General features: G+C 70.9%; 22 protein-coding genes. 13 read left to right on the top strand and 9 right to left on the bottom strand.

The annotated features are described in order from the left end of the window. Positions 1 to 9: 9 nt before the first annotated feature. From AB0B66_RS02310 to AB0B66_RS02300, 3 genes are all read right to left on the bottom strand, one after another. Positions 10 to 816 carry a hypothetical protein gene (locus AB0B66_RS02310; RefSeq protein WP_360521529.1) on the bottom strand — a complete coding sequence of 269 codons (807 nt, stop codon included), beginning with the start codon at positions 814 to 816 and terminating at the stop codon, positions 10 to 12. Between the two features lie 247 nt (positions 817 to 1,063). Beyond that, positions 1,064 to 2,377, bottom strand: coding sequence for a metallopeptidase TldD-related protein (locus tag AB0B66_RS02305; RefSeq protein ID WP_360521526.1), 1,314 nt, complete (start codon positions 2,375 to 2,377; stop codon positions 1,064 to 1,066). Further along, positions 2,374 to 3,810: a TldD/PmbA family protein gene (locus tag AB0B66_RS02300; protein WP_360521523.1), complete on the bottom strand. Its 1,437-nt coding sequence runs from the start codon at positions 3,808 to 3,810 to the stop codon at positions 2,374 to 2,376. Before AB0B66_RS02300 ends, AB0B66_RS02305 begins: the two co-directional genes overlap by 4 nt. A gap of 240 nt (positions 3,811 to 4,050) precedes the next feature. Here AB0B66_RS02300 and AB0B66_RS02295 point away from each other — a divergent pair, with 240 nt between their 5' ends. The 6 genes from AB0B66_RS02295 (at position 4,051) to AB0B66_RS02270 (ending at position 10,782) form a co-directional block, all read left to right on the top strand. Beyond that, complete coding sequence (locus tag AB0B66_RS02295) at positions 4,051 to 5,100, top strand: ABC transporter ATP-binding protein (RefSeq protein ID WP_360521520.1); 1,050 nt, start codon at positions 4,051 to 4,053, stop codon at positions 5,098 to 5,100. After that, positions 5,097 to 6,110 carry a dipeptide ABC transporter ATP-binding protein gene (locus AB0B66_RS02290; protein WP_360521516.1) on the top strand — a complete coding sequence of 338 codons (1,014 nt, stop codon included), beginning with the start codon at positions 5,097 to 5,099 and terminating at the stop codon, positions 6,108 to 6,110. Before AB0B66_RS02295 ends, AB0B66_RS02290 begins: the two co-directional genes overlap by 4 nt. Beyond that, positions 6,107 to 7,108: an ABC transporter permease gene (locus AB0B66_RS02285; RefSeq protein WP_360521513.1), complete on the top strand. Its 1,002-nt coding sequence runs from the start codon at positions 6,107 to 6,109 to the stop codon at positions 7,106 to 7,108. The genes AB0B66_RS02290 and AB0B66_RS02285 overlap by 4 nt, the downstream gene beginning before the upstream one ends. A 10-nt stretch (positions 7,109 to 7,118) precedes the next feature. Continuing rightward, positions 7,119 to 8,105 carry an ABC transporter permease gene (locus AB0B66_RS02280; RefSeq protein WP_360521510.1) on the top strand — a complete coding sequence of 329 codons (987 nt, stop codon included), beginning with the start codon at positions 7,119 to 7,121 and terminating at the stop codon, positions 8,103 to 8,105. Between the two features lie 97 nt (positions 8,106 to 8,202). Beyond that, on the top strand, positions 8,203 to 9,933 hold the full coding sequence (locus AB0B66_RS02275; RefSeq protein ID WP_360521507.1) for an ABC transporter substrate-binding protein: 1,731 nt from the start codon (positions 8,203 to 8,205) through the stop codon (positions 9,931 to 9,933). 339 nt (positions 9,934 to 10,272) lie between these two features. Further along, positions 10,273 to 10,782, top strand: coding sequence for a hypothetical protein (locus AB0B66_RS02270; protein WP_360521504.1), 510 nt, complete (start codon positions 10,273 to 10,275; stop codon positions 10,780 to 10,782). A gap of 129 nt (positions 10,783 to 10,911) precedes the next feature. Here the strand turns inward: AB0B66_RS02270 and AB0B66_RS02265 are convergent, their stop codons facing one another. Beyond that, a complete protein-coding gene (locus AB0B66_RS02265; RefSeq protein ID WP_360521501.1) occupies positions 10,912 to 12,495 on the bottom strand; it encodes a prolyl oligopeptidase family serine peptidase in 1,584 nt (527 codons plus the stop codon). Between the two features lie 266 nt (positions 12,496 to 12,761). On the opposite strand from AB0B66_RS02265, the gene mshB reads away from it, so the two are divergent. Together mshB and AB0B66_RS02255 are read left to right on the top strand one after the other, a co-directional pair. Next, entirely contained in the window at positions 12,762 to 13,640 is an 879-nt protein-coding gene (mshB, locus tag AB0B66_RS02260; protein WP_360521498.1) for an N-acetyl-1-D-myo-inositol-2-amino-2-deoxy-alpha-D-glucopyranoside deacetylase, read from the top strand. Then, positions 13,637 to 14,071, top strand: a complete 435-nt coding sequence (locus AB0B66_RS02255; protein WP_360521495.1) for a hypothetical protein — start codon at positions 13,637 to 13,639, stop codon at positions 14,069 to 14,071. Before mshB ends, AB0B66_RS02255 begins: the two co-directional genes overlap by 4 nt. Before the next feature lie 91 nt (positions 14,072 to 14,162). On the opposite strand, the gene AB0B66_RS02250 is transcribed toward AB0B66_RS02255, so the two are convergent. Together AB0B66_RS02250 and AB0B66_RS02245 are read right to left on the bottom strand one after the other, a co-directional pair. After that, complete coding sequence (locus AB0B66_RS02250; protein ID WP_360521492.1) at positions 14,163 to 14,918, bottom strand: hypothetical protein; 756 nt, start codon at positions 14,916 to 14,918, stop codon at positions 14,163 to 14,165. A gap of 128 nt (positions 14,919 to 15,046) precedes the next feature. Next, positions 15,047 to 15,352, bottom strand: a complete 306-nt coding sequence (locus AB0B66_RS02245) for a hypothetical protein (RefSeq protein WP_360521489.1) — start codon at positions 15,350 to 15,352, stop codon at positions 15,047 to 15,049. Between the two features lie 1,011 nt (positions 15,353 to 16,363). Here AB0B66_RS02245 and AB0B66_RS02240 point away from each other — a divergent pair. After that, on the top strand, positions 16,364 to 16,492 hold the full coding sequence (locus AB0B66_RS02240; RefSeq protein WP_360521486.1) for a hypothetical protein: 129 nt from the start codon (positions 16,364 to 16,366) through the stop codon (positions 16,490 to 16,492). Between the two features lie 100 nt (positions 16,493 to 16,592). Here AB0B66_RS02240 and AB0B66_RS02235 read toward each other — a convergent pair whose 3' ends face one another. Next, positions 16,593 to 17,990: a DUF2254 domain-containing protein gene (locus AB0B66_RS02235; protein ID WP_360521483.1), complete on the bottom strand. Its 1,398-nt coding sequence runs from the start codon at positions 17,988 to 17,990 to the stop codon at positions 16,593 to 16,595. Between the two features lie 91 nt (positions 17,991 to 18,081). Here AB0B66_RS02235 and AB0B66_RS02230 point away from each other — a divergent pair, with 91 nt between their 5' ends. Beyond that, positions 18,082 to 19,794, top strand: a complete 1,713-nt coding sequence (locus tag AB0B66_RS02230; RefSeq protein ID WP_360521480.1) for a VanW family protein — start codon at positions 18,082 to 18,084, stop codon at positions 19,792 to 19,794. Positions 19,795 to 19,804: 10 nt separating this feature from the next. Then, the gene (locus AB0B66_RS02225) at positions 19,805 to 20,254 is read left to right on the top strand and encodes a hypothetical protein (RefSeq protein WP_360521477.1); all 450 of its coding nucleotides are present in this window, start codon (positions 19,805 to 19,807) and stop codon (positions 20,252 to 20,254) included. A gap of 186 nt (positions 20,255 to 20,440) precedes the next feature. On the opposite strand, the gene AB0B66_RS02220 is transcribed toward AB0B66_RS02225, so the two are convergent. After that, positions 20,441 to 21,391: a GNAT family N-acetyltransferase gene (locus AB0B66_RS02220; RefSeq protein WP_360521474.1), complete on the bottom strand. Its 951-nt coding sequence runs from the start codon at positions 21,389 to 21,391 to the stop codon at positions 20,441 to 20,443. Between the two features lie 106 nt (positions 21,392 to 21,497). On the opposite strand from AB0B66_RS02220, the gene fdxA reads away from it, so the two are divergent. Further along, positions 21,498 to 21,824 carry a ferredoxin gene (gene fdxA, locus AB0B66_RS02215; protein ID WP_120318129.1) on the top strand — a complete coding sequence of 109 codons (327 nt, stop codon included), beginning with the start codon at positions 21,498 to 21,500 and terminating at the stop codon, positions 21,822 to 21,824. Next, the gene (gene dapC / locus AB0B66_RS02210) at positions 21,821 to 22,924 is read left to right on the top strand and encodes a succinyldiaminopimelate transaminase (RefSeq protein ID WP_360521771.1); all 1,104 of its coding nucleotides are present in this window, start codon (positions 21,821 to 21,823) and stop codon (positions 22,922 to 22,924) included. Before fdxA ends, dapC begins: the two co-directional genes overlap by 4 nt. Before the next feature lie 4 nt (positions 22,925 to 22,928). On the opposite strand, the gene AB0B66_RS02205 is transcribed toward dapC, so the two are convergent. Then, positions 22,929 to 24,476: a hypothetical protein gene (locus AB0B66_RS02205; protein WP_360521469.1), complete on the bottom strand. Its 1,548-nt coding sequence runs from the start codon at positions 24,474 to 24,476 to the stop codon at positions 22,929 to 22,931. Between the last annotated feature and the right edge of the window lie 43 nt (positions 24,477 to 24,519).

The raw sequence follows: 24,519 nt of genomic DNA, 5'->3' as shown, positions 1-24,519 counted from the left end.
TGTCCCGGCTCAGCCGATGAACCGCAGGTCGTTCCACCAGCCGGCGGCGAGACCCATGATGTAGAAGTCGGTGAGGGCCAGCGTCGCCAGCGTGATCCAGGCCAGCCCCATGTGCCGGGCGTTCAGCTTGGACACCCAACCCCACAGGCGGTAGCGCACCGGGTGCTTGGAGAAGTGCTTGAGGCGGCCGCCGATGATGTGCCGGCAGGAGTGGCAGGAGGCGGTGTACGCCCACAGCATGATCACGTTGATCCACAGGATCACGTTGCCCAGCCCGAACCCGAAGCCGCTCGGGGAGTGCATCGCGATGACGGCGTCCCAGGTGTTCAGGAGCGAGATCAGCACGGCGGCGTAGAAGGCGTACCGGTGCGCGTTCTGGAAGATGAGCGGGAACCGGGTCTCGCCGGAGTACTTCGTGTGCCCGTCGGGCACCGCGCAGGCCGGCGGCGACAGCCAGAACGACCGGTAGTACGCCTTGCGGTAGTAGTAGCAGGTCAGCCGGAAGAGCAGCAGGAACGGCAGGGACAGCGCCGCGAACGGGATCAGCGGGCTGTCCGGGATGAACCGTCCGAACTCGGCGGCGGCCGGGTCGCAGCCCAGCGAGACGCAGGGGGAGTAGAACGGGGTCAGGTAGTGGTACGCGTCGACCCAGTACAGCTTCTGCATGAACACCCGGAAGGTCGCGTACGCGACCCAGGCGGTGAGGCCAATGACCGTCAGCACCGGTGCGAGCCACCAGCGGTCGGTGCGCAACGTCTTGGCCTCGATCGCGGCGCGCGGTTTCGCGCCGGCCGGCCTCGTTGCCGTCGTCGTCATCTTCGTCGCTCCCTGAGATACGCAGTCGTGGGAACACGTGCGTGGATCAATCACGGACACGTTACGCCGAAAGATGTCGATCATGTGACTCGGGACACTGTGATGTGTCGCATCGCAGCCTTGTCGACTTCTGCCACCAGCGGTAATGCGGCCAAGATCGCTCGACTTACCAGGCAGGTGTGCGAATGCGAGCGCAAGATACGCACAGGTGCCGGGCAAGTCGAGCGATCAAGGGGCGGGCGGGACGTCAGCCGCTGGCGTTGCCGGTGATGTTCCAGGAGGCCAGGTGCAGGGCCGGGGAGGTCCATGCGCCGAGGAAGACGCGGGATGGCTGGGGCACCGCGTCCGCGCCGACGCCGAGCACCGCGCCCGGCCCGAGGGCCTGTGGGTAGAGCTGGGTGAAGCGCATGTTGCGCACCGGGCGGGTCACCTCGCCGCCCTCGATCAGCCAGACGCCGTTGCGGGTCAGGCCGGTGAGCGCCAGGGTGCGCGGGTCGAGGACCCGGGTGTACCAGAGATCGGTGATCAGCAGGCCGCGGCGCACCCGCGAGATCATCTCCTCGACGGTGGCGTTGCCCGGGGCGAAGCCGAGGTTGTTCGGCATCGGACCCCAGGCCGGGCTGCCCCCGTGGCCGGTCGACGCGGTCCCGGCCGCCGCGGCGGTGCGCCGGTCGTGCGCCAGCGCCGTCGTGACGCCCTTCTCCACCAGGGCGAGCCGGGTGCGCGGGGTGCCCTCACCGTCGAACGGCTCGCGCGGGTCGTCGTACAGGCTGATCGCCTCGTCGAACTGCGCCGCGCCCAGCTCGGCGAACGAGCGCCGCTCCTGGACCGCCTTGGCGTTGAAGCCGAACAGCGAGAAGTTGGTGAGCAGGTCGGCCACGGCCTCCGGTTCGAGGACCACTTCGTAGTGGCCGGGCGGCAGTTCGACCGGGTCCGCCTGGGAGCGGGCCTTGGCCGCGGCACGAGCGCCCTGCGCCGCCCCGTCGAGGTCGGACAGCCGCACGCTGGAGCGGCGGGCCACCCCGTCCGCGCCGTTCTCCCGCGCGATGCCGTCCAACTCCGCGGTCGTGGCCTGTGCGGACAGCGCCTGGCCTGCGGAGTTGCGGTAGACGCCGGACCAGTGGCCGGTCTGGCAGTAGCCGGCCGTCTCCAGGCCGCCCGCCGCGTCGACGAAGGCCCGCACCCTGGCCGCCCGGTCGTCGGGGGAGGCGTCGCGGGTCGCCTCGTCCACCGTGCCGGGCAGCACGAGCGGGGCCGGGCCGGCCAGGCCGGGCCAGCCGGGGTCGCGGGGAGCCGAGCGCACCGCGGCGGCCGTGCGCGCGACCAGCGAGGTCAGCCCCTCGGGGCCGGTCAGCGTGGTGGTCGTGCTGACGGTACGGCCGGCGAGGTGGGCGCGCAGCCGCACGGCGACGGTGTCCTCGGCGACGTTCTGGTGGATGCGCGAGTTGGCGAACCGGGTCAGCGCCCGGTGCACCGCGTCGGCGGTCACGTCGATCTCGGCCCCGGGCAGCGCCCGCTGGGCCAGCTCCAGCACCTGCTCGGCAGTGGCAGCCACGTTCATGCCCGCACCCCCACGCGCACGTTCTGGAAGCGGGCCGGCGCGGACGGGTGGCCGGTGTGGCCGACCTGGGTCGGCTGGCCCTTGCCGCAGTTCGGCGTGCCCCAGTACTCGATCTCGCCGGACAGCATGTCCATGGACTGCCAGAACTTCGGCCCGATCCCGGTGTACGTGGGATTGCGCAGCATCCGGCCCTTCCTGCCGTTCTTCACCTCGTACGCGATCTCGCAGCCGAACTGGAAGTTGAGCCGCTTGTCGTCGATGGACCAGGAGCGGTTGTTCTCCATGAACACCCCGTCGTCGGTCTCGGCGATGATCTGCTCCAGGGTGTGCGGGCCGGGTTCCAGGCCGACGTTGGTCATCCGCACCATGGGCAGCCGGGCCCAGCCGTCGGCCCGCACGCTTCCGCCGTAGTCGAGTCCGGCCAGTGCCGCCGAGTCCCGCCCGGCCAGCACCCCGACCCAGATCCCGTCCTTGACGGCGTACCGCTTGGCCGCCGGGGTGCCCTCGTCGTCGAAGCCGAAGCTGCCCAGCGCGCCGGGCAGGGTCGGGTCGATGGTGATGTTCATCAGCTCCGAGCCGTAGCGCAGCGAGCCGAGCTGGGCCAGGTCCAGCCAGGACGTGCCGGCGAAAGCGGCCTCCCAGCCGAGGATGCGGTCCAGCTCGATGGCGTGCCCGACGGACTCGTGGATCTGCAGGAACAGCTGCTCGCCGCCGAGGATCAGCGCGGTCTCGCCGCTCGGGCACAGCGGCGCGGTCAGCAGCGCGCGCGACTCGTCGGCCAGGCGCGGCGCGTGGGCGAGCAGGTCCAGGCCCTGCACGAGCTCCCAGCCGCGGGTGCCGTACTGGCCGCGGGCCGCCGGGTAGGAGCGCACCTGGGTCTCGCCCTCGCCGATCGCGGTGGCCTGGATGCCCGCGCCGCACTCGCGGACGTGCTGGTCGATGCGGTGGCCTTCGCTGGAGACGAACCACTTGCGGGTGTCCCAGATCTGGTAGACCCCGGTGGCCTGGTCCGCGCCGTGCTCGACCATCGTCTTGGTGGCGTGGGTGAGCAGGTCGCCCTTGTCGGACAGCGGCACGGCGAGCGGGTCGATCAGGCACTCGCTGGCCCAGGTCGCGCTGCCGACGGTGGTCGGCACCAGGTCCACGCCCGGCCCGGCGACGCGGGCGCTGGCCTTGGCGATGGCCGTGGCACGGGCGCCGGCGAGCCGGGCCGCGCTGTCGGACAGGTCCGGTACGGCGTAGAAGCCCCAGCTGGAGCCGACGAGCGCGCGTACGCCGAGGCCGGCGGACTCGTCCGAGTTCAGTTCCTCGACCTCGCCGTTGCGGGCCTCCATGGACTCGTAGCGCTTGTGCATCACCCGCGCGTCGGCGTAGCGCGCACCCGCGTCCAGCGCCGCCGCCACCGCCGCCTCCGCGACGTCGAAAAAGCTCATGATCGCCACCCTAGTCCGCGACTGACCGATCCGACGCCCCTGCGGCGTGATCGTCGGACTTGCCTGGCAATCGGGGGAATCATGGGCGCTCTTTCGCCCCTTTGCCAGGCAATTCGAGCGATCAATCCGATGGCGTTAGCCACTTGTTACTTAGCGCGTCTGGTGACGACACGCCGGGGTCCGTTACCTTTTGGCGCACGAGTTTGAAAGTTTTCTTCATCGGCAGGGACGGGAGCGGCAATGACGCACGACGCTGCAAGCCCCCCGTATCTGCAGGTCAACGACCTGCGGGTGCGCTTCAACACCGCGGACGGCGAGGTCCGTGCGGTGGACGGGGTGAGCTTCGGCCTCCACAGAGGGCGAACGCTCGGCATCGTCGGCGAGTCCGGCTCGGGCAAGAGCGTCACGAGTCTAGCGGTCATGGGCCTGCACGATCCGGCCCGCACCCGGATCACCGGCGGCATCACCCTGGGCGGGCGGCAGCTCGTCGGGCTCTCCGACGGCGACATGCGCAAGCTGCGCGGCCGTGACGTCGCGATGATCTTCCAGGACCCGCTGTCGGCGCTGCACCCGTTCTACACGGTCGGGCGGCAGCTGGTGGAGGCCTACCGCACGCACCATCCGGACGCGTCGAAGGCGCAGGCCAGGCAGCGTGCGCTGGACATGCTCGACCGGGTGGGCATCCCGCAGCCGGACCGGCGCCTGCACCAGTACCCGCACGAGTTCTCCGGGGGCATGCGCCAGCGTGTGATGATCGCGATGTCGCTGATGAACGATCCGGCGCTGCTCATCGCCGACGAGCCGACCACCGCGCTCGACGTGACCGTGCAGGCGCAGATCCTCGACCTGCTCGCCGACCTGCAGCGGGAGTTCCACAGCGCGATCATCCTGATCACCCACGACCTGGGCGTGGTGAGCCAGGTCGCCGACGAGGTGCTGGTCATGTACGGCGGCCGGGCCGTCGAGCACGGCACCGTCGCGCAGGTGATGCGCGGGCCGCAGCACCCGTACACGTGGGGCCTGCTGGCCAGCATCCCGAGCCTGCACGGCGACCCGGAGGTCGAGCTCAAGCCGATCAAGGGCAACCCGCCGAGCCTCATCAACGTGCCGGCCGGCTGCGCGTTCCACCCGCGCTGCGCGTACGCGATGAAGCCAGAGCCGTGCGCCGCGCAGGTGCCGCAGCTGCTCGCCGTGCAGGCCGACGGGCACCGCGTGGCCTGCCACCTGCCTGAGCCGCAGCGCATCAGCACCTATACCGACGAGATCGCACACGTGGGGGTGGCCCAGTGACGCAACCGTTGCTCAGGGTGCGCGGGCTGACCAAGCACTTCGCCGTGCGCCAGGGGGCGACCGGGGCGAAGGCGGCGGTGCGCGCGGTCGACGGGCTCGACTTCGACGTGCACGCGGGCGAGACGCTCGGGCTGGTCGGGGAGTCGGGCTGCGGCAAGACCACCACCGGCCGGATGCTGGTGCGGCTGCTGGAGCCGACCGCGGGCAGCATCGAGTTCGAGGGTCGCGACATCACCAAGCTGGGCCGCCGCGCGATGCGCCCGCTGCGGCAGGACCTGCAGATCATCTTCCAGGACCCGTACTCGTCGCTGAACCCCCGGCACACCGTCGGCAAGATCGTGGCGATGCCGCTGGAGGTCAACGGCATCAACCCGCCCGGCGGAGTCAAGGCCCGCGTGCAGGAGCTGCTGGAGCTGGTCGGGCTCAACCCGGAGCACTACAACCGCTTTCCGCACGAGTTCTCCGGCGGCCAGCGCCAGCGCATCGGCATCGCGCGGGCGCTCGCGCTGCGCCCGAAGCTGATCGTCGCCGACGAGCCGGTGTCGGCCCTGGACGTGTCGATCCAGGCCCAGGTGGTGAACCTGCTGCGCGAGCTGCAGCGGGAACTCGACCTGGCCTTCGTCTTCATCGCGCACGACCTGGCCATCGTGCGCCACTTCAGCCGCCGGGTCGCCGTGATGTACCTGGGCAAGGTCGTCGAGATCGGCGACCGGGCCGACATCTACGAGCGGCCGCGGCACCCGTACACCAAGGCGTTGCTGTCGGCGGTGCCGGACGTGGCCGCGTTCGGCGAGCCCCGGCAGCGCATCCGCCTGACCGGCGACGTGCCGACCCCGCTGAACCCGCCGTCCGGCTGCCGCTTCCGCACCCGCTGCTGGAAGGCGCAGGACGTGTGCGCCACCGAGGAACCCCCGTTGCTGGTACGCGAGGGCAGTGGGCAGGAAGTGGCGTGCCATTTCCCCGAGCCGGTCGGCGTCGGGGTCGAGCACGTGAGCGAGGTGGCGGCATGAGCCTGTCGCAGATCGAGACGGAGGCCGCAAGCGTGGACGCCGCCGCGGCTCCGGTCGCGCACCAGCCCGGCATGGTGGGCCGGTCTCCCGGCCGGCTGGCCTGGGCCCGGCTGCGGGCCAACCGCACCGCGATGGTCAGCGGCTGGGTCATGGTGTTCTTCGTCGTGCTCGGACTGGCCGCGCCGCTGGTCGAGCTGGTGTACGGGATCAGCCCGTTCGAGCAGTTCCAGGACAAGATCGCCAACAACAGCCTGCCGCTGGGCTACTTCGGCGGCGTCTCCGGCGAGCACTGGTTCGGCCTGGAACCGCAGCTGGGCCGCGACATCTTCATCCGTCTCGTATACGGCCTGCGCACGTCGCTGTTCATCGCGGTCTCGGCCGCGCTGCTGACCACGGGACTGGGCATCGTGCTCGGCATCGTCGCGGGCTACCTGGGCGGCTGGATCGACGCGGTGATCAGCTGGGTCATCGACTTCGCGCTGGCGCTGCCGTTCCTCATCTTCGCGCTGGCCATCATGCCGACGGTGACCGCCCGCTTCTACGGGCCGCGCGACGAGATCCCGGTGCCGTTCCGGATCGGCGTCATGATCTTCCTGTTCGCGCTGTTCGGCTGGACCGGCACGGCCCGCCTGGTCCGTGGGCAGGTGATCTCGCTGCGCGAGCGGGAGTTCATCGAGGCGGCACGGGCCAGCGGCGCGGGGTTGTTCCACATCCTGTTCCGCCAGCTGCTGCCGAACCTGTGGGCGCCGATCCTGGTGTCGTTCTCGCTGGCGGTGCCGGGCTACATCACCGGTGAGGCGGCGCTGTCCTTCCTGGGCATCGGCGTGGTCGACCCGACCCCGGACTTCGGCGTGATGATCAACAAGAGCCTGAGCTACGCGCAGACCGATCCGGCGTACCTCATCTTCCCGGGCGTGGTGATCTTCCTGCTGGTGCTGGCGTTCAACCTGTTCGGCGACGGCCTGCGCGACGCGCTCGACCCCAAGTCGTCCCGGTAGGAGGCACGAGATGCTGCGATTCCTGATCAAGCGCCTGCTGCTCGGTGCGCTGACGATGTTCGCCGTCAGCCTGGTCGCCTTCGGCATGTTCTTCATGCTGCCGCGCGACGCGGTGGCCACCATGTGCGTGAAGAACTGCAACCCCGAGCGGCTGGAGCGGGTGCGCGTCGAGCTGGGCCTGAAGGACCCGCTCATCGACCAGTACACCGGCTACATGAAGGGCATCTTCGTGGGCCGGGACCTGGGCAGCGCGCAGGGCGGCTACTGCGACGCGCCGTGCCTGGGCTACTCGTACACCAGCAGCGAAGAGGTGTCAGACATCTTCGCCCGGGTGCTGCCGGTGACGCTGAGCATCGTGCTCCCGGCGGCCGTGCTGTGGCTGGGGCTGGGCATCGGCCTGGGCATGCTGTCGGCGCTCAAGCGGGGCACCGTCTTCGACCGGCTCGCCATCGGCTTCTCGCTGACCGGCGCGTCCATGCAGCTCTACTTCGTGGGCGGCATGCTGATGATCATCTTTGTGTACACGCTGAAGATCCTGCCGGTGCCGCACTACACCTCGCTGTGGGAGGACCCGCTCGACTGGGCCGGCGGGCTGGTGCTCGCGTGGGTGGCGCTGGCCTTCCTGTTCTCCGCGGTCTACGCGCGGCTGTCGCGAGCGCAGATGCTGGAGACCCTGGCCGAGGACTTCGTGCGCACCGCGCGGGCCAAGGGCCTGAGCAAATCGCGGGCGTACGGCCGGCACGCGCTGCGCGCGGCGATCACCCCGATCGTGACCATCGCCGGGCTGGACATCGGCGGCGCGCTCGGCGGCACCGTGATCACCGAGACCACCTTCGGCATCCAGGGCCTGGGCCGCACCGCCGTCGAGGCGGTCCGTCTCGGCGACCTTCCGACGATCATGGCGACCGTGCTCATCTCGGCGGTCTTCATCGTCGTCGCCAACATCGTGGTCGACCTGCTGTACGCGGTCATCGACCCGCGGGTGCGGCTCGGCTAGCGCACCCCGCCCGCCGTACGAAGAGGTATGGCGAAATTCGTCAATCACTGCTACACAGTTCGTAAGTTTCCTTCACACCACCGGCACGGGAGTGAATATGAGATCGAGAGCGGTATTGGCCCTGGGCAGCGTGCTCGCGCTGTCCGTGGCCCTGGGCGCGTGCAGCGAGAACACGAACACCGATAGCGGCGTCGACACCGACCGCCAGTCCAGCGGCGTGATCGCGACGGACCCGAAGGACTCGATGGGCCCCGCGGCCGCGGTCTCGGGCGCCAGCAAGGGCGGCACGTTCACCGTCATCCGGCAGACCAAGATCTCGCACATGGACCCGCAGCGGGTCTACTCGTTCGTGGGCCTCAACACCGCCCCGCTCTACGCGCGCTTCCTCACCACCTGGAAGGACGACGGCAAGGGCAAGGTCGTGCTGGTAGGCGACCTCGCGGAGACCCCCGGCGTCAACGTCAACAAGGACTGCAAGGTCTGGGAATTCAAGATCAAGGACGGGGTGAAGTTCGAGGATGGCAGCGCGATCACGTCTAAGGAGATCGCGTACGGCATCGCCCGCTCGTTCGACCCGGACCTGGCCGGCGGCCCGACCTACATCCAGGAGTGGCTGGCCGACGACGCCGCCTTCGACAAGAAGTGGGACTTCAAGGCCAACAAGTCCTCGCTGCCCCCGGGCCTGACCACGCCCGACGCCAAGACGCTGCGCTTCGAGTTCGCCAAGCCGCACTGCGACCTGCCCTTCGCCGCCTCGCTGCCGGCCACCGCGCCGCTGCCGCCGGCCAAGGACCTCGGTGTCGACCTGGACAACAAGCCGTTCTCGTCCGGCCCGTACAAGCTGGTCAAGAACACGGTCGGCGTGGAGATGGTGTTCGAGCGCAACGAGCACTGGGACGCCAACACCGACCCGGTGCGCAACGCGTACCCGGACAAGTTCGTCTACCAGTTCGGCCCGAACGCCGAGGCGCAGACCAACCGCCTCATCGCCGACGGTGACGCCGACAAGGCCACCCTCGGCTGGAACGGCGTGGACTCCTCGCTGGTGGCCAAGGTCGCCGGGGACAAGGCCCTGCTGGACCGCACCCTGCGCGAGCCCACCCCGAGCGCGTGGCGTCTGTCCATCAACACCCAGCGGGTGCCGGACCTGTCGGTCCGCCAGGCACTCAACTACGCCATCGACCGTCCCGGCATGGTCAAGGCCGCCGGCGGCGACCTGAAGGTGGCCCCGCTGACCACCCTGATGCCGCCGTCGACGCTCGGCTTCAAGAAGTACGACGCCTACCCGGCCGACATCGAGAAGGCGAAGTCGACGCTGGCCGGCAAGACCCCCGAGCTGGTGATGGTCATCGGCGACGACTCGGGCGCGCAGGAGCTGGGCACCCAGGTGAAGAACAACCTGGAGAAGGCCGGTTTCAAGATCACAATCAAGGTCATCCCGGCGGACAGCAAGCTGGACGAGACCAAGAAGAAGAACAACCCCTGGGATCTGTACCTGGACTCCTGGGCGGCCGACTGGCCGAGCGGCGCAGCGCTGCTGCCGGTGCTCTTCGACGGCCGCACCATCAAGGACGAGGGCAACAGCAACACGTCCTACGTCAACAACGACGCGATCAACGCGGAGTTCGACCGCGTCCTGGCTCTCGACCCGGCCGCCCAGGCGCCCGAGTGGGCCAAGCTGGACGAGCGGATCATGAAGGAGCTGGCCCCGGCCGTCCCGCTGTACGCGGACGTCATGTTCGTGATGCACGGCTCGAAGGTCGGCGGCGTCTACATCGACAGCATCTTCGGCTATCCCGCCTTCACCCGCGCCTTCGTCAAGCAGTAACCCCTGCCTGACCCCCACCGGGGCGGCACCCCTAACAGGGTGCCGCCCTTTTCCTGTCCGGCGTTCCGTTCGGCCTTGCCGGGCAAGATCGCCGTTTTCGGTCAAGATCTGCGGTGGAGCCGCGCGATCCGACCTGAAACGGCGATCTCTGCCGGGGCTGTGGTACGGCGTCTCCATGGGGAGGCGGGGTCGGGTGGCGTCGAAGATGCTTACCTTTGGGGGGTGTGGGAGTTGGCTTTCGGGGGGTGTGTGGGGCTTTGACCTGCGGGATCGTAGGAGGTGCCTGGAGCGACGACGAGGTCGCCGGGCACGTAATCCAGCTCACACGGGGGTCAGGTCATGGCACTGCGCACGCGTCGATTCGCCGTCCTCGCCACGCTCGCCGCCGCACTCGGCGCGCCCGCGATCATCCACGCCACTCCGGCGCTCGCGGCCCCGCCGCCGCGTCTGGTCGTCGAATCGCGCGACGCCGAGGCCGCCGAGCGTGCCGCGCAGCAGGCAGCCGCCGCCCAGGGCGTCGCCGACGAGACCGCGATCCAGGCCAGGCTCTCGGCCCGGTCGGCCGCCAAGGCGAAGCAGCGCGCCGCCGACGCCAAGCTGGCCGCCAAGGCCGCCGCGGACCAGGTGCGCGCCGACATGAAGGCCGGGTTCGACGGGGCTCGCGTGGAGCAGGACGCGTGGCTGGCCGACCGGGCCAAGCGCAAGGCCGCGAACGCCGCCAGGCTGGCTGAGCAGACGGCCGTGCGGGCCCGGCTCGACGCCAAGGCCGCCGAGAAGGCACGCGAGAAAGCCGCCACCGCCGAGGAGGTCGCCGAGCAGGCTGCCGTGAAGGCGCAGCTAGGCAGCTGATGCCCCCACAAACCCTCCGCCCGCGCAACTGGCTGCGCGGGCGGAGCTGTCTCGCCGGTGCGGGTGCACACGACGGGCAGGTGCGGCTGCACGCGACGGGCATCGGCCGTGAAGGGGCGGGTCGGCGGGTCAGGTGCGGATCTCGGCGGGCTCGGTCTCCTGGATGATCACTGTGGGTGGCAGGTCGTCGAGGGCGTGCCGGGCGTAGATCTCGCTGTCCAGCTCCTGCGGGCCGAGGTAGCGCTCGGCGAGCGGGATGGGCAGCAGCGCCCAGTCCCACGGCTCGACCGCCACCGCCGCCCGGACCGTCTCCGGCCGCCGGGCCGCCAGCAGGGCCGCCAGCCACCCGCCGAAGCCGCGCCCGTACGCGGTGACCCGGGTCAGATCCAGGTCGGAGTGTTTGTCGGCGATGATGCGCAGCGCTTCGGCGTGATCGGCGACGGCCAGGTCGGCCACCCGCCGATGGGTCACCTTCTCGAAGCTCGGCGACACCCCGACGGTGCCCCGGCCGTCGACCATGACCACGGCGAACCCGGCCTCGGCCCAGTGCCGGGCGGCGGTGAACGCGTCGTGGTCGTTGCGTACCTGCTGCTGAGTCGGGGTGTCCGGCAGGCACAGCAGCACCGGCAGGCGGCGGCCGAAGACGTGGCCCGGCGGGTACAGCACGGCGGTGGGCAGCCGCCGGTCGGTGACCCGGTCCAGCGCGGGCCGGTTCGTGGTCGCGGGCACCGGGCGGCGCGGGGTCAGCTCGGCCACCTGGTTGCCGCCGAACCATACGGTGAGCTGCACGTCCTCGTCGTCGAGGCTGCGCAGGCCGGTCACCACGGTGTCCCCGCCGCAGGCGGCGCTGTGCCAGCCGGGCTGGCTGGTCAGCCGGTGCACCACCATGCCGCCGCTGGTGCTGCTGCGCACCCGGAACAGGTGCTGCTCGGCGGGTTCGCCCTCGCTGGCCTCGATGAGCAGGTCGCCCAGCTCGCCGCCGGCCGAGCCGGGGCCGAGCCGGCCGACGACGCGCCGGACGTACAGGTTCGGCGGGGTGAGCAGCGTGCCGTCGGCGAACAGGCAGCGCGCGTCGTACCCGTCATGGGAGATCTCACCGCCGACCAGCACCCGCCCGTCGGCTAGGTGGCGCGGCGTGCCGGCGATGGGGTTGACCCAGCGCGGGTCGGCCAGCTCGGCGTGCACCTGGGTCTCCCCGGTGCGGCGGTCCACCGCCAGCACCAGGCCGTGCCCCTGCGACCGGCGCAGCGCCGTGATCAGCGGACCGCCGTCGGCCCAGCGCACCATGCCCAGGTACGGGTAGATCTCGCGGTCCCAGTGCACGTCGACCCAGCCGCCGTCAAGGTCCAGCAGGTGCAGCGAGACCTGGTCGCCGCTGCGGCGGGTGGCCAGGATGCTCTCCCCGTCAGGCGACCACCACCAGCCGGTATACCGGCCGAACCAGCTCGCGTGCGGATCGGCCTCGCCCCAGCGGACCCCGTCCGGCTCGCCGGCCAGCAGCTCGTCCTCGCCGCCGGTGGCCACCCGCAGCGCGCCGTCGTGCAGGTACGCGATGCGGCGGCCGGTCGGGTCGGGCCGAGCCGTGCCGACCGGACCCGGGGTCGGCAGGACGGCCGTGCCGTCGGCGTCGCGGCGATGGAGCCGGCCGCCCGAGGTCCAGACGAGCACGGCCCCGGTGCGGTCGAACGCGAAGTCGTCCACCGCGTCGGCCACGGTATGGCTCCGGCCCGAAGCCGGTTCACACACGTCCAGCACGTGATCATGCAGGTGGCCCACCCGAAGCCCGTCAGCACTGACGGCTATGCGGTGGCCAGGACCTGGACCGTCAGGCTGCTGCGCCTCCATGGCCGCGATGCTATCGACGCGGAAGGCAGGCGCGTGGCGGTTTGCCGCGGAATACGGCTCGTCCCGGCACGCCGCCGCTGTCGCGGCCTGCCAGGCGACTCTCCGCATTCCGTGATGCGGGCTAGAGTGGCCGGGTGGCTCGCAGCATCCTCTTCGTGCACGCGCATCCCGACGACGAGTCGATCGGCACCGGCGCGACCATGGCTCACTACGCGGCGCAGGGCGCACACGTCACCCTGGTGACCTGCACGCTCGGCGAGGAGGGCGAGATCCACGTCCCCGAGCTCGCGCAGCTCGAGGCCGCACAGGGCGACCAGCTGGGCGGATACCGGTTGTCCGAGTTGAAGACGGCACTGGGCGCGCTGGGCGAGATCGACCACCGCATGCTCGGCGGGGCGGGGCGCTACCGTGACTCCGGCATGATGGGCACGCCCGCCAACGAGCACCCGCGCAGCTTCTGGGGCGCCGACCTCGAAGAGGCGTCCGTGCACCTGGTCGAGATCATGGACGAGGTCCGGCCCCAGGTCGTCGTCACGTACGACGCGAACGGCTTCTACGGCCACCCCGACCATATCCAGGCCCACCGGGTCGCCATGCGCGCTTCCGAGATCGCCGCCGAGCGTGGCTTCGGCCCGTCCAAGATCTATTGGACGGCGATGCCGCTGAGCGTGCTGAAGGCCGGCGTCGAGGCGCTGGCCGATTCGACGGACAACCCGTTCGCGGGGATCACCGACGTGGCCGACTTCCCGTTCGGCACGCCCGACGAGGAGGTCGCGGCCTGCATCGACGGCTCTGACCACCACGACGCCAAGGTCGCCGCGCTGAAGGCGCACGCCACTCAGATCCCGGAGACGTCCTGGCTCTACTCCATCGCCGGCAACTTCGGCCAGGAGTTCATGGGCGTCGAGCACTACACGCTGGCGCACGGGGAGCGCGGGCGCGGCGACGGGCCGTACGGGTGGGAGACCGACCTGTTCAGCGGCCTGCCCGACGGTTCGCCGCTCGCGCGGTGAGGCTGCTGCTCGACTACGCGGTGCGCGCGATCGGAGCGCTGCTCGCGATCGTCCTGGGCACCGCGTCGGCGGTGCTGGAGGCGGTCTTCACGCCGTACCGCATCGCCGGGTGGCCGGCGGTATGGCTGGTGCCGACGGCGCTGCTGGTCAGCCTGTTCCTGAGCTGGTTCGCCCGCGCGGCGACCGGGCTGGCCTGGGGCTGGTGGCTCGCCGCGGTGCCATGGTTCCTCGTCATGATCTTCGCGGTGGGCGGCACCCAGGAGGGCGACCAGATCGCCTCCAGTTGGCTCGGGCTGCTGGTGCTCGCCACGGGTGGCATCGGCTTCGTCGGCCCCGCGGCCTACCGCGCCGGCAAGCGCACCACCGCGCCACCCCCGCGAACCACCGCGCCGCAACTCGCGGCTCCACAGCCGGGACCGTCCGCACCCTGACCGCTTCCACCCCAGCTCAGCACCACCGGCTGGTAAGGAAGGGCACCTTGCGCACCACATGCGTTAACAAGGTGCCCTTCCTTCGGATTGTTCAGGTGGCGAGGCTGTCGAGGCGGGCCACGACGTTCTGGTAGGCCGTCGACGGGACACGTTCGGTGCTGGTGAACGGGCGCTCGATCTGGTGGATCGTGAACAGCAGCAACGTGATCATGCCGACCACGGCGGTGGTCATCGCGAGCTGCGTGCCGATGTGATCGAACCGGAAGAACAGGATCGGCATTCCGGCCAGCAGCGCGCCGAACAGCAACGCGAACCAGGTCACGTCGCCGATCCGCTTGTCGGCCAAAGCGAGCCGGTCCTCGCGGGCCTGCATCACCGCGTGCACCGTGGTCTCCGGCGACTCGCTCTCCGGCGGGACCGGCACCCGGGCCGTGGCCTCGCGCAGGTCGTTGAGCAGCGTCCAGCCCTGCTCGCCGACCGGTCTTCCGGCCCGCAGCCGGGGCAGTTCCTGGTCGATGATCTCGCGCAGGTAGGCGCGCGACAGCAGTCGGATCGACGCGCGCACCTCCGGTGGCCCGGTCTCGGCGGCCCACGCCACTGACTGCACCGCCTGTGCCTCGCGGTACGTCGCGTCGCGGGCGTCGTTGCCGATCTGCCACACGTCGATGAACACGAACGCGGCGACCACGGCGTACAGCGTGCCGGTCATCGAGAACACCACGCTGAGCACGTCGTGGGTGTCGGCGCGGCGGTCCGGTGGCCACGAGCGGCGGATGAACACCACGGCGAGCGCCGCGATGCCGCAGATGCCGAGGAACCACAGGAGACCGCTCGCGTACGCCCGCATGAGTTTCCTCCAAAAACACTATTCGCCCAAACAAGGCGTTTAGGGCTATACAAGATGCTATGCGTGCGACGTCCAGATTTCGACCCCTCGTCGTGGGGCTGTTCCTGGCCACGGCGATCGGCCTCCCGTCAGCCGTCGCGCTGCTGGCTCCGCGCGCCGCGCTGGGACACACCGCCGCGCCGCCGGGTGAGCTGCTGCAGGTGCGGTCCGCGGTGCCCAACGCACCGTCCGAGCTGGTCAGTCTGAATCCCGACACCGGTGCGGTGATACGCGGGAGATGGCTGCAGCACACGGTCAACGCCATCGGGTACGACCCGGCGCAAGGGCTGCTCTACGGCATCGCGGCGCGGTTTCGACTGGTGCCGCTCGGCGGTGGCGGCCATCTCGTCGCAATCCGTCCGGATGGGACGGTCGCCGATCACGGACCGGTCCATGGCTCCCTGAGCAGCGCGAATGCGGGGACCATCGTCGACGGGGAGTTGCTGCTTGCAGTCGGCGGGCGGTTGAAAGGCGTCGACGTGCGGGCCGGTTCGGCGACGTTTGGGCAGGTCACGAGGAATGTGGCACTGTCTGGCCCGGTGCGTGTGGATGACTGGGACTACGACCCATACCGGCAGGCCCTGGTGGGAGTGGACGGGTCGGGGCCGTCGCCTCGGCTGGTCGCGGTGGATCCGGTCAGTGGGCAGGTCAGCCGCAGCGATCTCACCGGTGACCTGCGGCCAGGCGGGTCTTACGGTTCCGTGGCGCTGATCGGCGACACGCTGCACGTCACCGCGAACGGGCTTGGCCGGCCGCTGCGGCAGTACCGCATCGCGCTGTCCACCGGGGTCGCGACGTTGCTGTCCGGCTCGCAGCCGGTGTACCTCACGGACGCGGCCTGGCTACCCGCCACCCCGAGCCCACCGTCCCCGAGTCCATCGCCATCGCTATCTCCGAGCCCGAGCCCATCTCCATCCCCGAGCCCGTCACCATCCCCGAGCCCGAGCCCGAGCCCGAGCCCATCCGCGTCTCCCAGCCCTAGCCCGTCACCAAGCCCGAGCCCGAGCCCGAGCCCGAGCCCATCCGCGTCTCCCAGCCCTAGCCCGTCTCCGAGCCCGAGCCTGTCGCCGTCGCCTAGCCCGTCCGCGTCGCCGAGTCCCAGCCCGAGTGCTGCACCGAGCCCGAGCCCGAGTCCGTCGCCGATTCCCAGCCCGAGTCCGTCGCCGAGTCCGAGCTCGTCACCGTCTCCAAGTCCGTTCCCGTCCCCGAGTCCGTCACTGCCGCCACCTCCCTCCCCGAGCCCGTCACCGTCGCCGAGTCCGTCGCCCAGTGCGGCGCCGCCCGTGGGGGTGGCTCCGGTCGTGCCGCTGCCGGAGCCGCCTGCGCCGCCGTCTCCGTCTCCGGAGCCCAGTCCGTCCCCGGAGCCGTCGCCCCCTCCGCCACCGAGCCCGGTGCGGCGACCCGTCGTGCTGGTGCAGGAGCAGGTGCGTCACGTCCGGAGCGTCGCCGAGACGGGCCGGAACACGGTCGTGATCTTCATCCTCGGCCTGTCGGGCAGCCGCCTGCTGCTCGCCGCGCGGAGGCGACGCCGCTGACCTGCGGCCGCGTACGCGAAGACCATCGGTCTTGCCTGGCATCTGTGCGTATCTCGACCGCGCTTTCGCCCGCTTGCCTGGCAAGTCGAATGATCAAGGGTCAGGTCGGCGGCGTGCCGGTCGCGCGGGTGGCGGCGGCTTCCACGATGGCGAGGTCGGCGGGCAGCATGTCGGTGGCGCGAGCGCCCTGCAGGGTCAGCTCGATCTGGCGGTCCAGCGCGGCGATGGTGCGTACGCGATCGGGGGTCATCTCGCCGCGGTAGCCGGACAGGCAGCAGTTGCGCAGCATGCCCATGGTCCGCAGGAGCGGCACGAGGACGCTGGGATGAGGCGCGGCGTAGCGCCGCAGTTGGTTGAACGCGTGCTCGACGAATTCGGTGTGGTCCAGGTCGCACGGGGTGAGCAGGATGCGGCCCTCGGTGTCGCGTACCGCCTGGGTCGGGCAGTCGGCGAGCAGCAGGGGCCGCATGACCGAGCCGATGCGCAGCACGACCTCGACCGCGGTGGTCGGGTCGTTGACCGCGGGGGACAGGGCGCGCAGGGCGACGTCGGACAACTGGCGCAGGCCGAAGTCGATGTCCTGCTGCATGGTGCGGGCGGGGCCGACGATGACGGCCTCGGCGATGAGGCGCGCCGCGGTGGCGGTGTCGGCCGGCGGCGGCCATACGGTGGCGAGCGGGGTGCCCGCGGTGAGGAACGCGCCGACCCTGGTCTCCAGGCGCAGTACCGTGCCGGCCGGTACGGCGGCGACGACGGCGCGTCGGCTGAGCTGCTGCACCCAGCCGTCGGCGGCCGCGGTGACGATCATCGGTCGGCCGAGCGTGCCGACGTCGGGCGGGTCGACGGGCTCGCCGACCTTGGCCCCGATGTGGGCCCCGTACGGCAGCTCGCTGATCAGGCCCTGGGTCTCCCGGGCGACGCGCTGCACGATCCGGCCGACGTACTGGTTTCGGCTGATCCGGTCCAGGTAGACGACGATCGCGATGACCGAGAGCAGGGTGAGCAGCAGCGCGAAGCCCACGGTGAGCGGGGGAGCGTGCACGGCGGCGGTGTCGATGCGCGCGAGTGCCAGCACGCAGAACGCGAACGTGCTGAGCAGCAGGCCGACGAGCACCTGGCCGTGGCGGTCGCGCCAGAAGCCGCGCAGCACCCGCGGCGAGAACTGCCCGCTGGCCAGCTGCAGCGAGACCACCAGCAGAGAGAAGACGACACCGGCGGTGGTGATCGTGGCGCCGGCGATGATGCCGAGCAGGGTGACGGCGACGTCCGGGGTGAACGTGATCACCTCATTGGGGTTGATCATGTAGCGCTCGTCGATCTCGGCGAGGACCCCGCCGAGCACGACGGCCCCGGCCAGCATCATCATCGGCAGGAACAGCAGGCTCTCCGCCAGGCGGTCGCGCAGCGCCCGGGAGCGCAGCCGGCGTACGTGCGGGGCCACCTCGTGCTCGTAGTAGGCAGCCGTCCCACCGCCACCATCTCGGACATATTCGGCCATTAGCCACCATTTTCTTGAATGTGGGCGACTTTCGTGTAATGCGCTAGCCTTGCCGGTCAACGTCTCCCACCAATGATGATGAGGTGCCGTCTTGTCCGTCGCCCCCGTTCCTCACCGACGCTGGCTGATCGCAGGTCTGGCCTCCGTGCTCGCGCTCACCGTGTCCGGCGCGTTCGCCGGCCACGCCTTCAGTGCCGACGTGCCCCGCGGCGCGAAGGTGCTCGGCATCGACATCGGCGGGACCACGGCCGAGGCGGCCGACGCGCTGCGCACCGGGCTCGCGGGCAGGGCCGACCAGCTTGCCGCGTCGCTGACCGTACGCGTGGGAGAGCAGACCGCGACCGTGCAGCCGCAGGACGTCGGCCTGGCGGTCGACGTGGACGCGACCGTCGCGGCGGCCGTGAAGCGGGGGCACAACCCGTTTGCCACGTTGTTCGGCGGCGACGAGGTGGCCCCCGTGGTCACCGTCGACGAGGCGCGGCTGGCGACGGCGCTGGCCCCGGCGGCGCAGAAGTCTGGCACCGCGATGACCCTGCCGGGGGTGAGCTTCGACGGCACCACGCCGAAACCGGTGTACCCGAAGGCGGGGCGCGGCCTGGACTCCGCCGAGGCGGCGGACGCGGTCCGCGACGGCTGGCTGCGGCACGCCGAGGTCGAGGTGCCGCTGGGCGACCGGGACCCGGCCAGCTCGAACGCCGATGTCGACAAGATGATCGCAGAGGTGGCCCAGCCGGCGGTGTCCGCGCCGGTCGCGGTCACCACGAGCAAAGGCACGGTCACCATGTCGCCGAAGGCGATCGCGGCGAGCCTCGTGATCGGCGCGGACGCCGACGGCAAGCTCTACAGCCGGGTCGACGAGAAGCGGCTGCGCAAGGCGCTGGGCAAGGACCTGGCCAAGGTCGAAGTGCAGCCCAAGAACGCGACCATCGACGGCACCGGCGGCGTGCCGCAGGTCGTGGCGGCCAGCGGCGGCACGCTGGTCGACACCGCGAAGCTCGCCACCGACCTGATGCCCGTGCTGAAGCGCACCACGGACCGCACCGTGCCGGCGGGTTTCAAGGAGGTCAAGCCCGCCACGACCACCGGCGACCTCGCCCAGCTGGGCATCAAGGAGCAGGTCTCCAGCTTCACGACGTACTTCACCGGCGGCCTGTCCAGCCCGCGCAGCAAGAACATCGTGCAGATCGCGAAGGAGGTCGACGGCGCGATCGTGAGGCCGGGCGAGACCTTCTCGCTGAACGGGCACACCGGTCCGCGCGGCTACGCCGAGGGCTACCACGACGCGCCCGTGATCATGGACGGCAAGCTGGTCCCCGGCGTCGGCGGCGGCGCGTCGCAGTTCACCACGACGATCTTCAACGCCTCCTACTACGCGGGCATGAAGGACGTCGAGCACAAGCCGCACTCGTACTACTTCACCCGGTACCCGGCGGTCATCGAGTCGACCATCATGTACCCGACGCTGGACCTCAGGTTCACCAACACCACGCCGTACGGCGTGCTCATCGACACGTCGCACACCGAGGACTCGGTGACGGTCAGCATGTGGTCGACCAAGGTCTACGACAGCATCACCACGCAGTACGACCCGAAGCGCGACATCGCGCAGCCGGAAAAGGTGGTGCTGGAGGACGGCCCGACCTGCATCGCTACTGCGGGTAGCGAAGGTTTCACTCAGGATGCCTGGCGTATCTTCCGCAAGGACGGTAAAGAGATCAAGCGGGAGAAGTTCACCTGGCGGTATGACGCTGAGCCACAGTTCGTGTGCGAGGCGAAGAAGCCGCCACTGACTGCCAAGCCCTGAGGAGGCTTCGATGAAGGAGCGGTGGCTGCCGGTAGGCGTGATCGCCGGCGTGCTGTTCGTGATCAACGTGATCGCCCGCTGGGTGGCGAAGGGCATCGATGATCCGGACACCGAGGCCACGGCGGGGTTCATCGCACTGGGTGTGGTCGGGCTCGTGTTCTTCGCGATGGCGCTGTACTGGGGTCGCACCCGGCCGTGGTCGCGGGTGGCCGCCGACCTCGGCTTCGCGGCCCTGGCCGGCTGCCTGCTGAGCATCTTCCTCGGCCCCCTGGCCGCCGGTGAGAACCCCTTCGTGCACGGCGCGGGCGCGTTCTTCCAGCAGGTCTGGTTCTACGGCGCGGTCTTCGCCGTCGGCACCGGCCTGGGCATGGCGGCCCTGATGGCGTTCGCCGCCGACTACCGGGCCAAGCAGCTCAAGGCCTACTCCGACCGCGCCAAGGCCCACCCCCGCCGCGTCTAGCCCAAAGGAAGGGCACCTTCTTATCGCTCCGCGATGTAGAAGGTGCCCTTCTTCACGTCCCAGGGTGGCTGAGCTGCGGGTTCAGGAGCCTGCGGGCGCAGTGGGTCGATCCCCCAGGTCACGCCGGGTCTCGCGTTAACAAGGGCACCTTCCTCTACGCATGGCGATGGGAAGGTGCCCTTCCATTCAGCGGAGTTGGTAGCGGGTGTAGTGGTGGTGGCGGGTGAAGGCGAGTTTGGCGTACATGGCCAGGGCGGGGGTGTTGCGGGATTCGACCTGGAGGAAGGCGTCGGTGGCCCCGCGCTGGGCGGCCCAGCGGGCCAGTGCGCCCATGGACTGCTGGGCCAGGCCGCGGCGGCGGGCGGCGGGGGCCGTCTCGACGCCGAAGACGCCCAGCCAGCGGCCGTTGCCGGTGACGGTGCCGCGGGCGCGGGCCAGCAGGGTGCCGTCGTCGTCGTACCGCTGGGCGAACACCAGCTCGGGCACCGCGGTCAGCACGTGCAGCGCGGCGTCCGGCAGCGGGCCCCGGTCGTCGGCCACCATCGCCAGGTAGCCCGGCGACATGGTCGGGGTCAGCTCGAACCCGTCGCCGGGCGGGGTCACCGCGATCAGCTCGTCGATCGGGCAGACCTGCACCTCGACCGTGCACTCGGCGTGCCAGCCGGCCTTGAGCAGTTCCCGCTCGACGCTCGCGGCCAGCGGGAGCGGCACGTCGACCTGCGGGGGCAGGCCCTGGCGGCGGTAGAAGGCGACGACGGCGTCCAGTGCCTCGGGCAGCGGCAGGCCGGGATCGCCGATGGGCAGCGCGGAGTTGGCCCGGCCGGTGTAGCCGCCGGCCGCCCGCAGCCGCCAGGCGCCCAGTTCCTCGACCACCGGCGGCGGCCAGGCCTCGGTGGCGGCCAGTTCCAGGGCCGCGATCTCGCGGGCGGTCGGGCCGCGCCGGGCCGGCACGACCTTCGCGCGGTGCACCTCGGCCAGCGGTACGACGACCACTCCGTGGGACGTCGCGACGGTCAGGGACGTGTCGCCGAGCTCGGTGAGATCGCCCAGCACATCGGTGAACTGCGGGCGATCCTCCCGGATTCCGACGAATCTGCGTACCACCACGCGGGACCCGAGATCATGCTTAGCCAACACTGACTACCTACCTCCCTCACCCGGATACTAGGCTTTGACTTGGCCGCGTGGAGCGGCGGAACGTGCACTGTCATGTTCCGTATGAGAGTGCGTGGAGGGACGACCCGTGACCTACATCATCGCCGAGCCGTGCGTCGATGTGCTCGACAAGGCCTGCATCGAGGAGTGCCCTGTCGACTGCATCTACGAGGGCAACCGCATGCTCTACATCCACCCGGACGAGTGCGTCGACTGCGGTGCGTGTGAGCCGGTCTGCCCGGTGGAGGCGATCTTCTACGAGGACGACGTGCCGGAGCAGTGGCGCGACTACACCACCGCGAACTACGAGTTCTTCAACGAGCTCGGCTCGCCCGGCGGCGCCTCGAAGATCGGAAAGATCAGCGCGGACGCGCCGTTCGTCGCGGCCCAGCCCGCCAAGGAAGGCGACCACTGAGCACGCCGGTTTCCGGTCCAGGCCGGCGGAGAGTCTCCGCCGGCCTGCCGGACTTCCCCTGGGACCTGCTGGAGCCGTCGAAACGCCGCGCCGCGGCGCACCCTGACGGCATCGTGGACCTGTCCATCGGCACGCCGGTCGACCCGGTGCCCGCGGTCGTGCGCAAGGCGCTGGCCGAGGCCTCGGACGCGCCCGGCTACCCGCTGACCGCCGGGACCGTCGAGCTCCGGCAGGAGATCACCGCCTGGACCGCCCGGTCCTGCGGGGCCGCTCCAGGGTTCGGCGTGCTGCCCACCATCGGCTCCAAGGAGCTGGTGGCCTGGCTGCCCACACTGCTGGGCGTCGGCGCCGGTGACACCGTCGTCATCCCCGAGGTGTGCTACCCGACGTACGAGGTCGGCGTGCAGCTGGCCGGGGCGCGGGTGCTGCGGGCCGACGTGCCGCCCGAGGGCGAGCGGCCCGCCCTGATCTGGATCAACTCGCCCGGCAACCCGCACGGACGGGTGGCGTCCGAGGCGGAGCTGCGCGCCTGGATCGCGTACGCCCGCGAGACCGGCGCGGTGCTGGTGAGCGATGAGTGCTATCTCACTCTGCCCTGGACGGCGCAGCCGGTCTCGGTGCTGTCGCTGTGCGACGGGGACTACACCGGCGTGCTGGCGGTGCACTCGCTGTCCAAGCGGTCCAACCTGGCCGGATACCGTGCCGGGTTCGTGGCCGGGGACGCGGAGCTGGTGGGGGAGCTGCTGGCGGTGCGCAAACACGCCGGCATGATCATGCCCGCGCCGGTGCAGGCCGCGATGATCGCGGCGCTGGCCGACGAGTCCCACGTGGACGAGCAGCGGGCCCGCTATGCCGCCCGCCGCGAGCTGCTTCGGGACGCCCTGCTCGGCGCGGGGTTCACCATCGAGCACTCCGAGGCGGGGCTCTACCTGTGGGCGACCCGCGGCGAGGACTGCTGGGCGACGGTGGACGCGCTGGCCGAGCTGGGTGTGCTGGTCGCTCCCGGGGCGATCTACGGACCTGGCGGCGCGAAGCACGTCAGGGTGGCGCTGACCGCCACCGACGAGCGCGTCCGGGCCGCGGTCGAGCGGCTGTCCTGAGCGGTCAGACCACCGTCACCGGCACCTGGACCGCCCAGTAGATCTGATCCTGCGGGCCGTGGAAGACCAGCGCGACCAGCAGGTCACTCGGTCTCATCCCGACCGCGTCCGGGAAGTGGCCGAAGAAGCTTGTCGACCGCTCGGCCGGGTCGGGGTACACCGTCACCGCGTCCGGATGGAGCATCTTGTCGCCCTGCTGGATCGGGGCCAGCGCGGACAGCCACGGGTAGCGCAGCCAGGCGTCGGGGAGGCGGACCGCTTCGCTGCCCCACGCGCCCGGGTGGCGGGTGCTGATCACCGGCGCGATGCGGTTGGTTCGTCTGTCGATCACGATGAGGGCGTATCGGCCGGTGGTCGTTCCGTCGGCGGGCACGGACACGTGCAGCCGGCCGAGGAAGATCCGGGAGTCCTTGCCGCCGAACACGCCGTCGGCAACGTGCAACCCGACGATCCCCGCGTCGGCTTCGAGGTGCTCCGGGTCGCTCAGCCGGAGCCTGACGACGGGACGAACCTGCTCCGGACCGTACGGCGGCCGGTCACGCCACACGCCGACCCCGATCGCCGACATGGTGGCCACCACCAGGACGACGGCGATGGCGGGCGTCCACCGCGGCCGCCCTGCGGGCTCCGACTCCCGCCACAGGGCGACCGCCAGGAACAGCAGACCGAGGGTGCAGGCGGTGCCGACGTGGCTCACCCACACCAGGGTCTGCCCGGCCAGGCCCTCGGCGACAACGCCGAGCTGCTTGAGCAGGCAGAGCCCGCCGAACAGTACGCCGATCGAGGTCAGCGCGGCGATCGAGTGGACGCGTATCACCCGGTCGATGCTCGTCGCGTCGCCCGCCCGCGCCCGGCGGCGGGCGATCTGCCGGTTGGCCAGCGCGACCACCAGCCCGACCGCGACCGCGGCGACACCCCACCAGACGGCCCGACCGAGGCCCTCGCCGAAGCGGGTCGTGATGCCGGCATGCGGCACGGCGTCACCGTCGGCCGCCAGGACATTCGACAGCGTGACCGCCATGGCCGTGGTCAGCACGGCGAGCCCGGCCAGGACGAGCGGCACCCGCGCGAACCAGCGTGGGACGAGCTCGGCCACGGCGTGCTGATCGAACACGGTGAACGGGACTCGCCGGGTGGTCACATCCAGGTCGAGCTCCGGTCCCGCGGCCGGGACCTTCGCCGCCGGGGCGGGCTGGGCGTGCGCCGGGTCGTCAGCGGGCAGCGGGCCCGCCGAGTGGTGGATTCGCAGCTCGGCCAGCAGCGCTCCGGCCAGCCAGCCGGCCAGCAGCGGTAGGGCTTCCAGGGACGCCCGCTGCTCGGGCAGGCCCGCCAGCAGCACCACCACGGCGGCGACGAGTGTGCCGAGGGTGCGCCAGTGCCGGGTGTGGGTGAGGTAGGCGACGGCAGAGGCGGCGCGGTGCGGCGTCAGGTCGAGGCCGTGCCGCAGGGCGAACCGCGTGATGCGGGTCGGGGTGACGGGCCGGAACGCGGCCAGCAGGCACACCAGGCACACGCCCATGATCATGAATACCGCGATGACCGGCAACGACACCGTTCCGCCTTCCGTCTCCCCGAGGGCCGCAATGTAGCGGCCC

The organism is Catellatospora sp. NPDC049111 (assembly GCF_040648615.1).
In the GTDB taxonomy this organism is placed as follows: domain Bacteria; phylum Actinomycetota; class Actinomycetes; order Mycobacteriales; family Micromonosporaceae; genus Catellatospora; species Catellatospora aurea.
The sequence above is the reverse complement of the archived record's forward strand: the minus strand, read 5'-3'. Positions and strand labels throughout refer to the sequence as shown.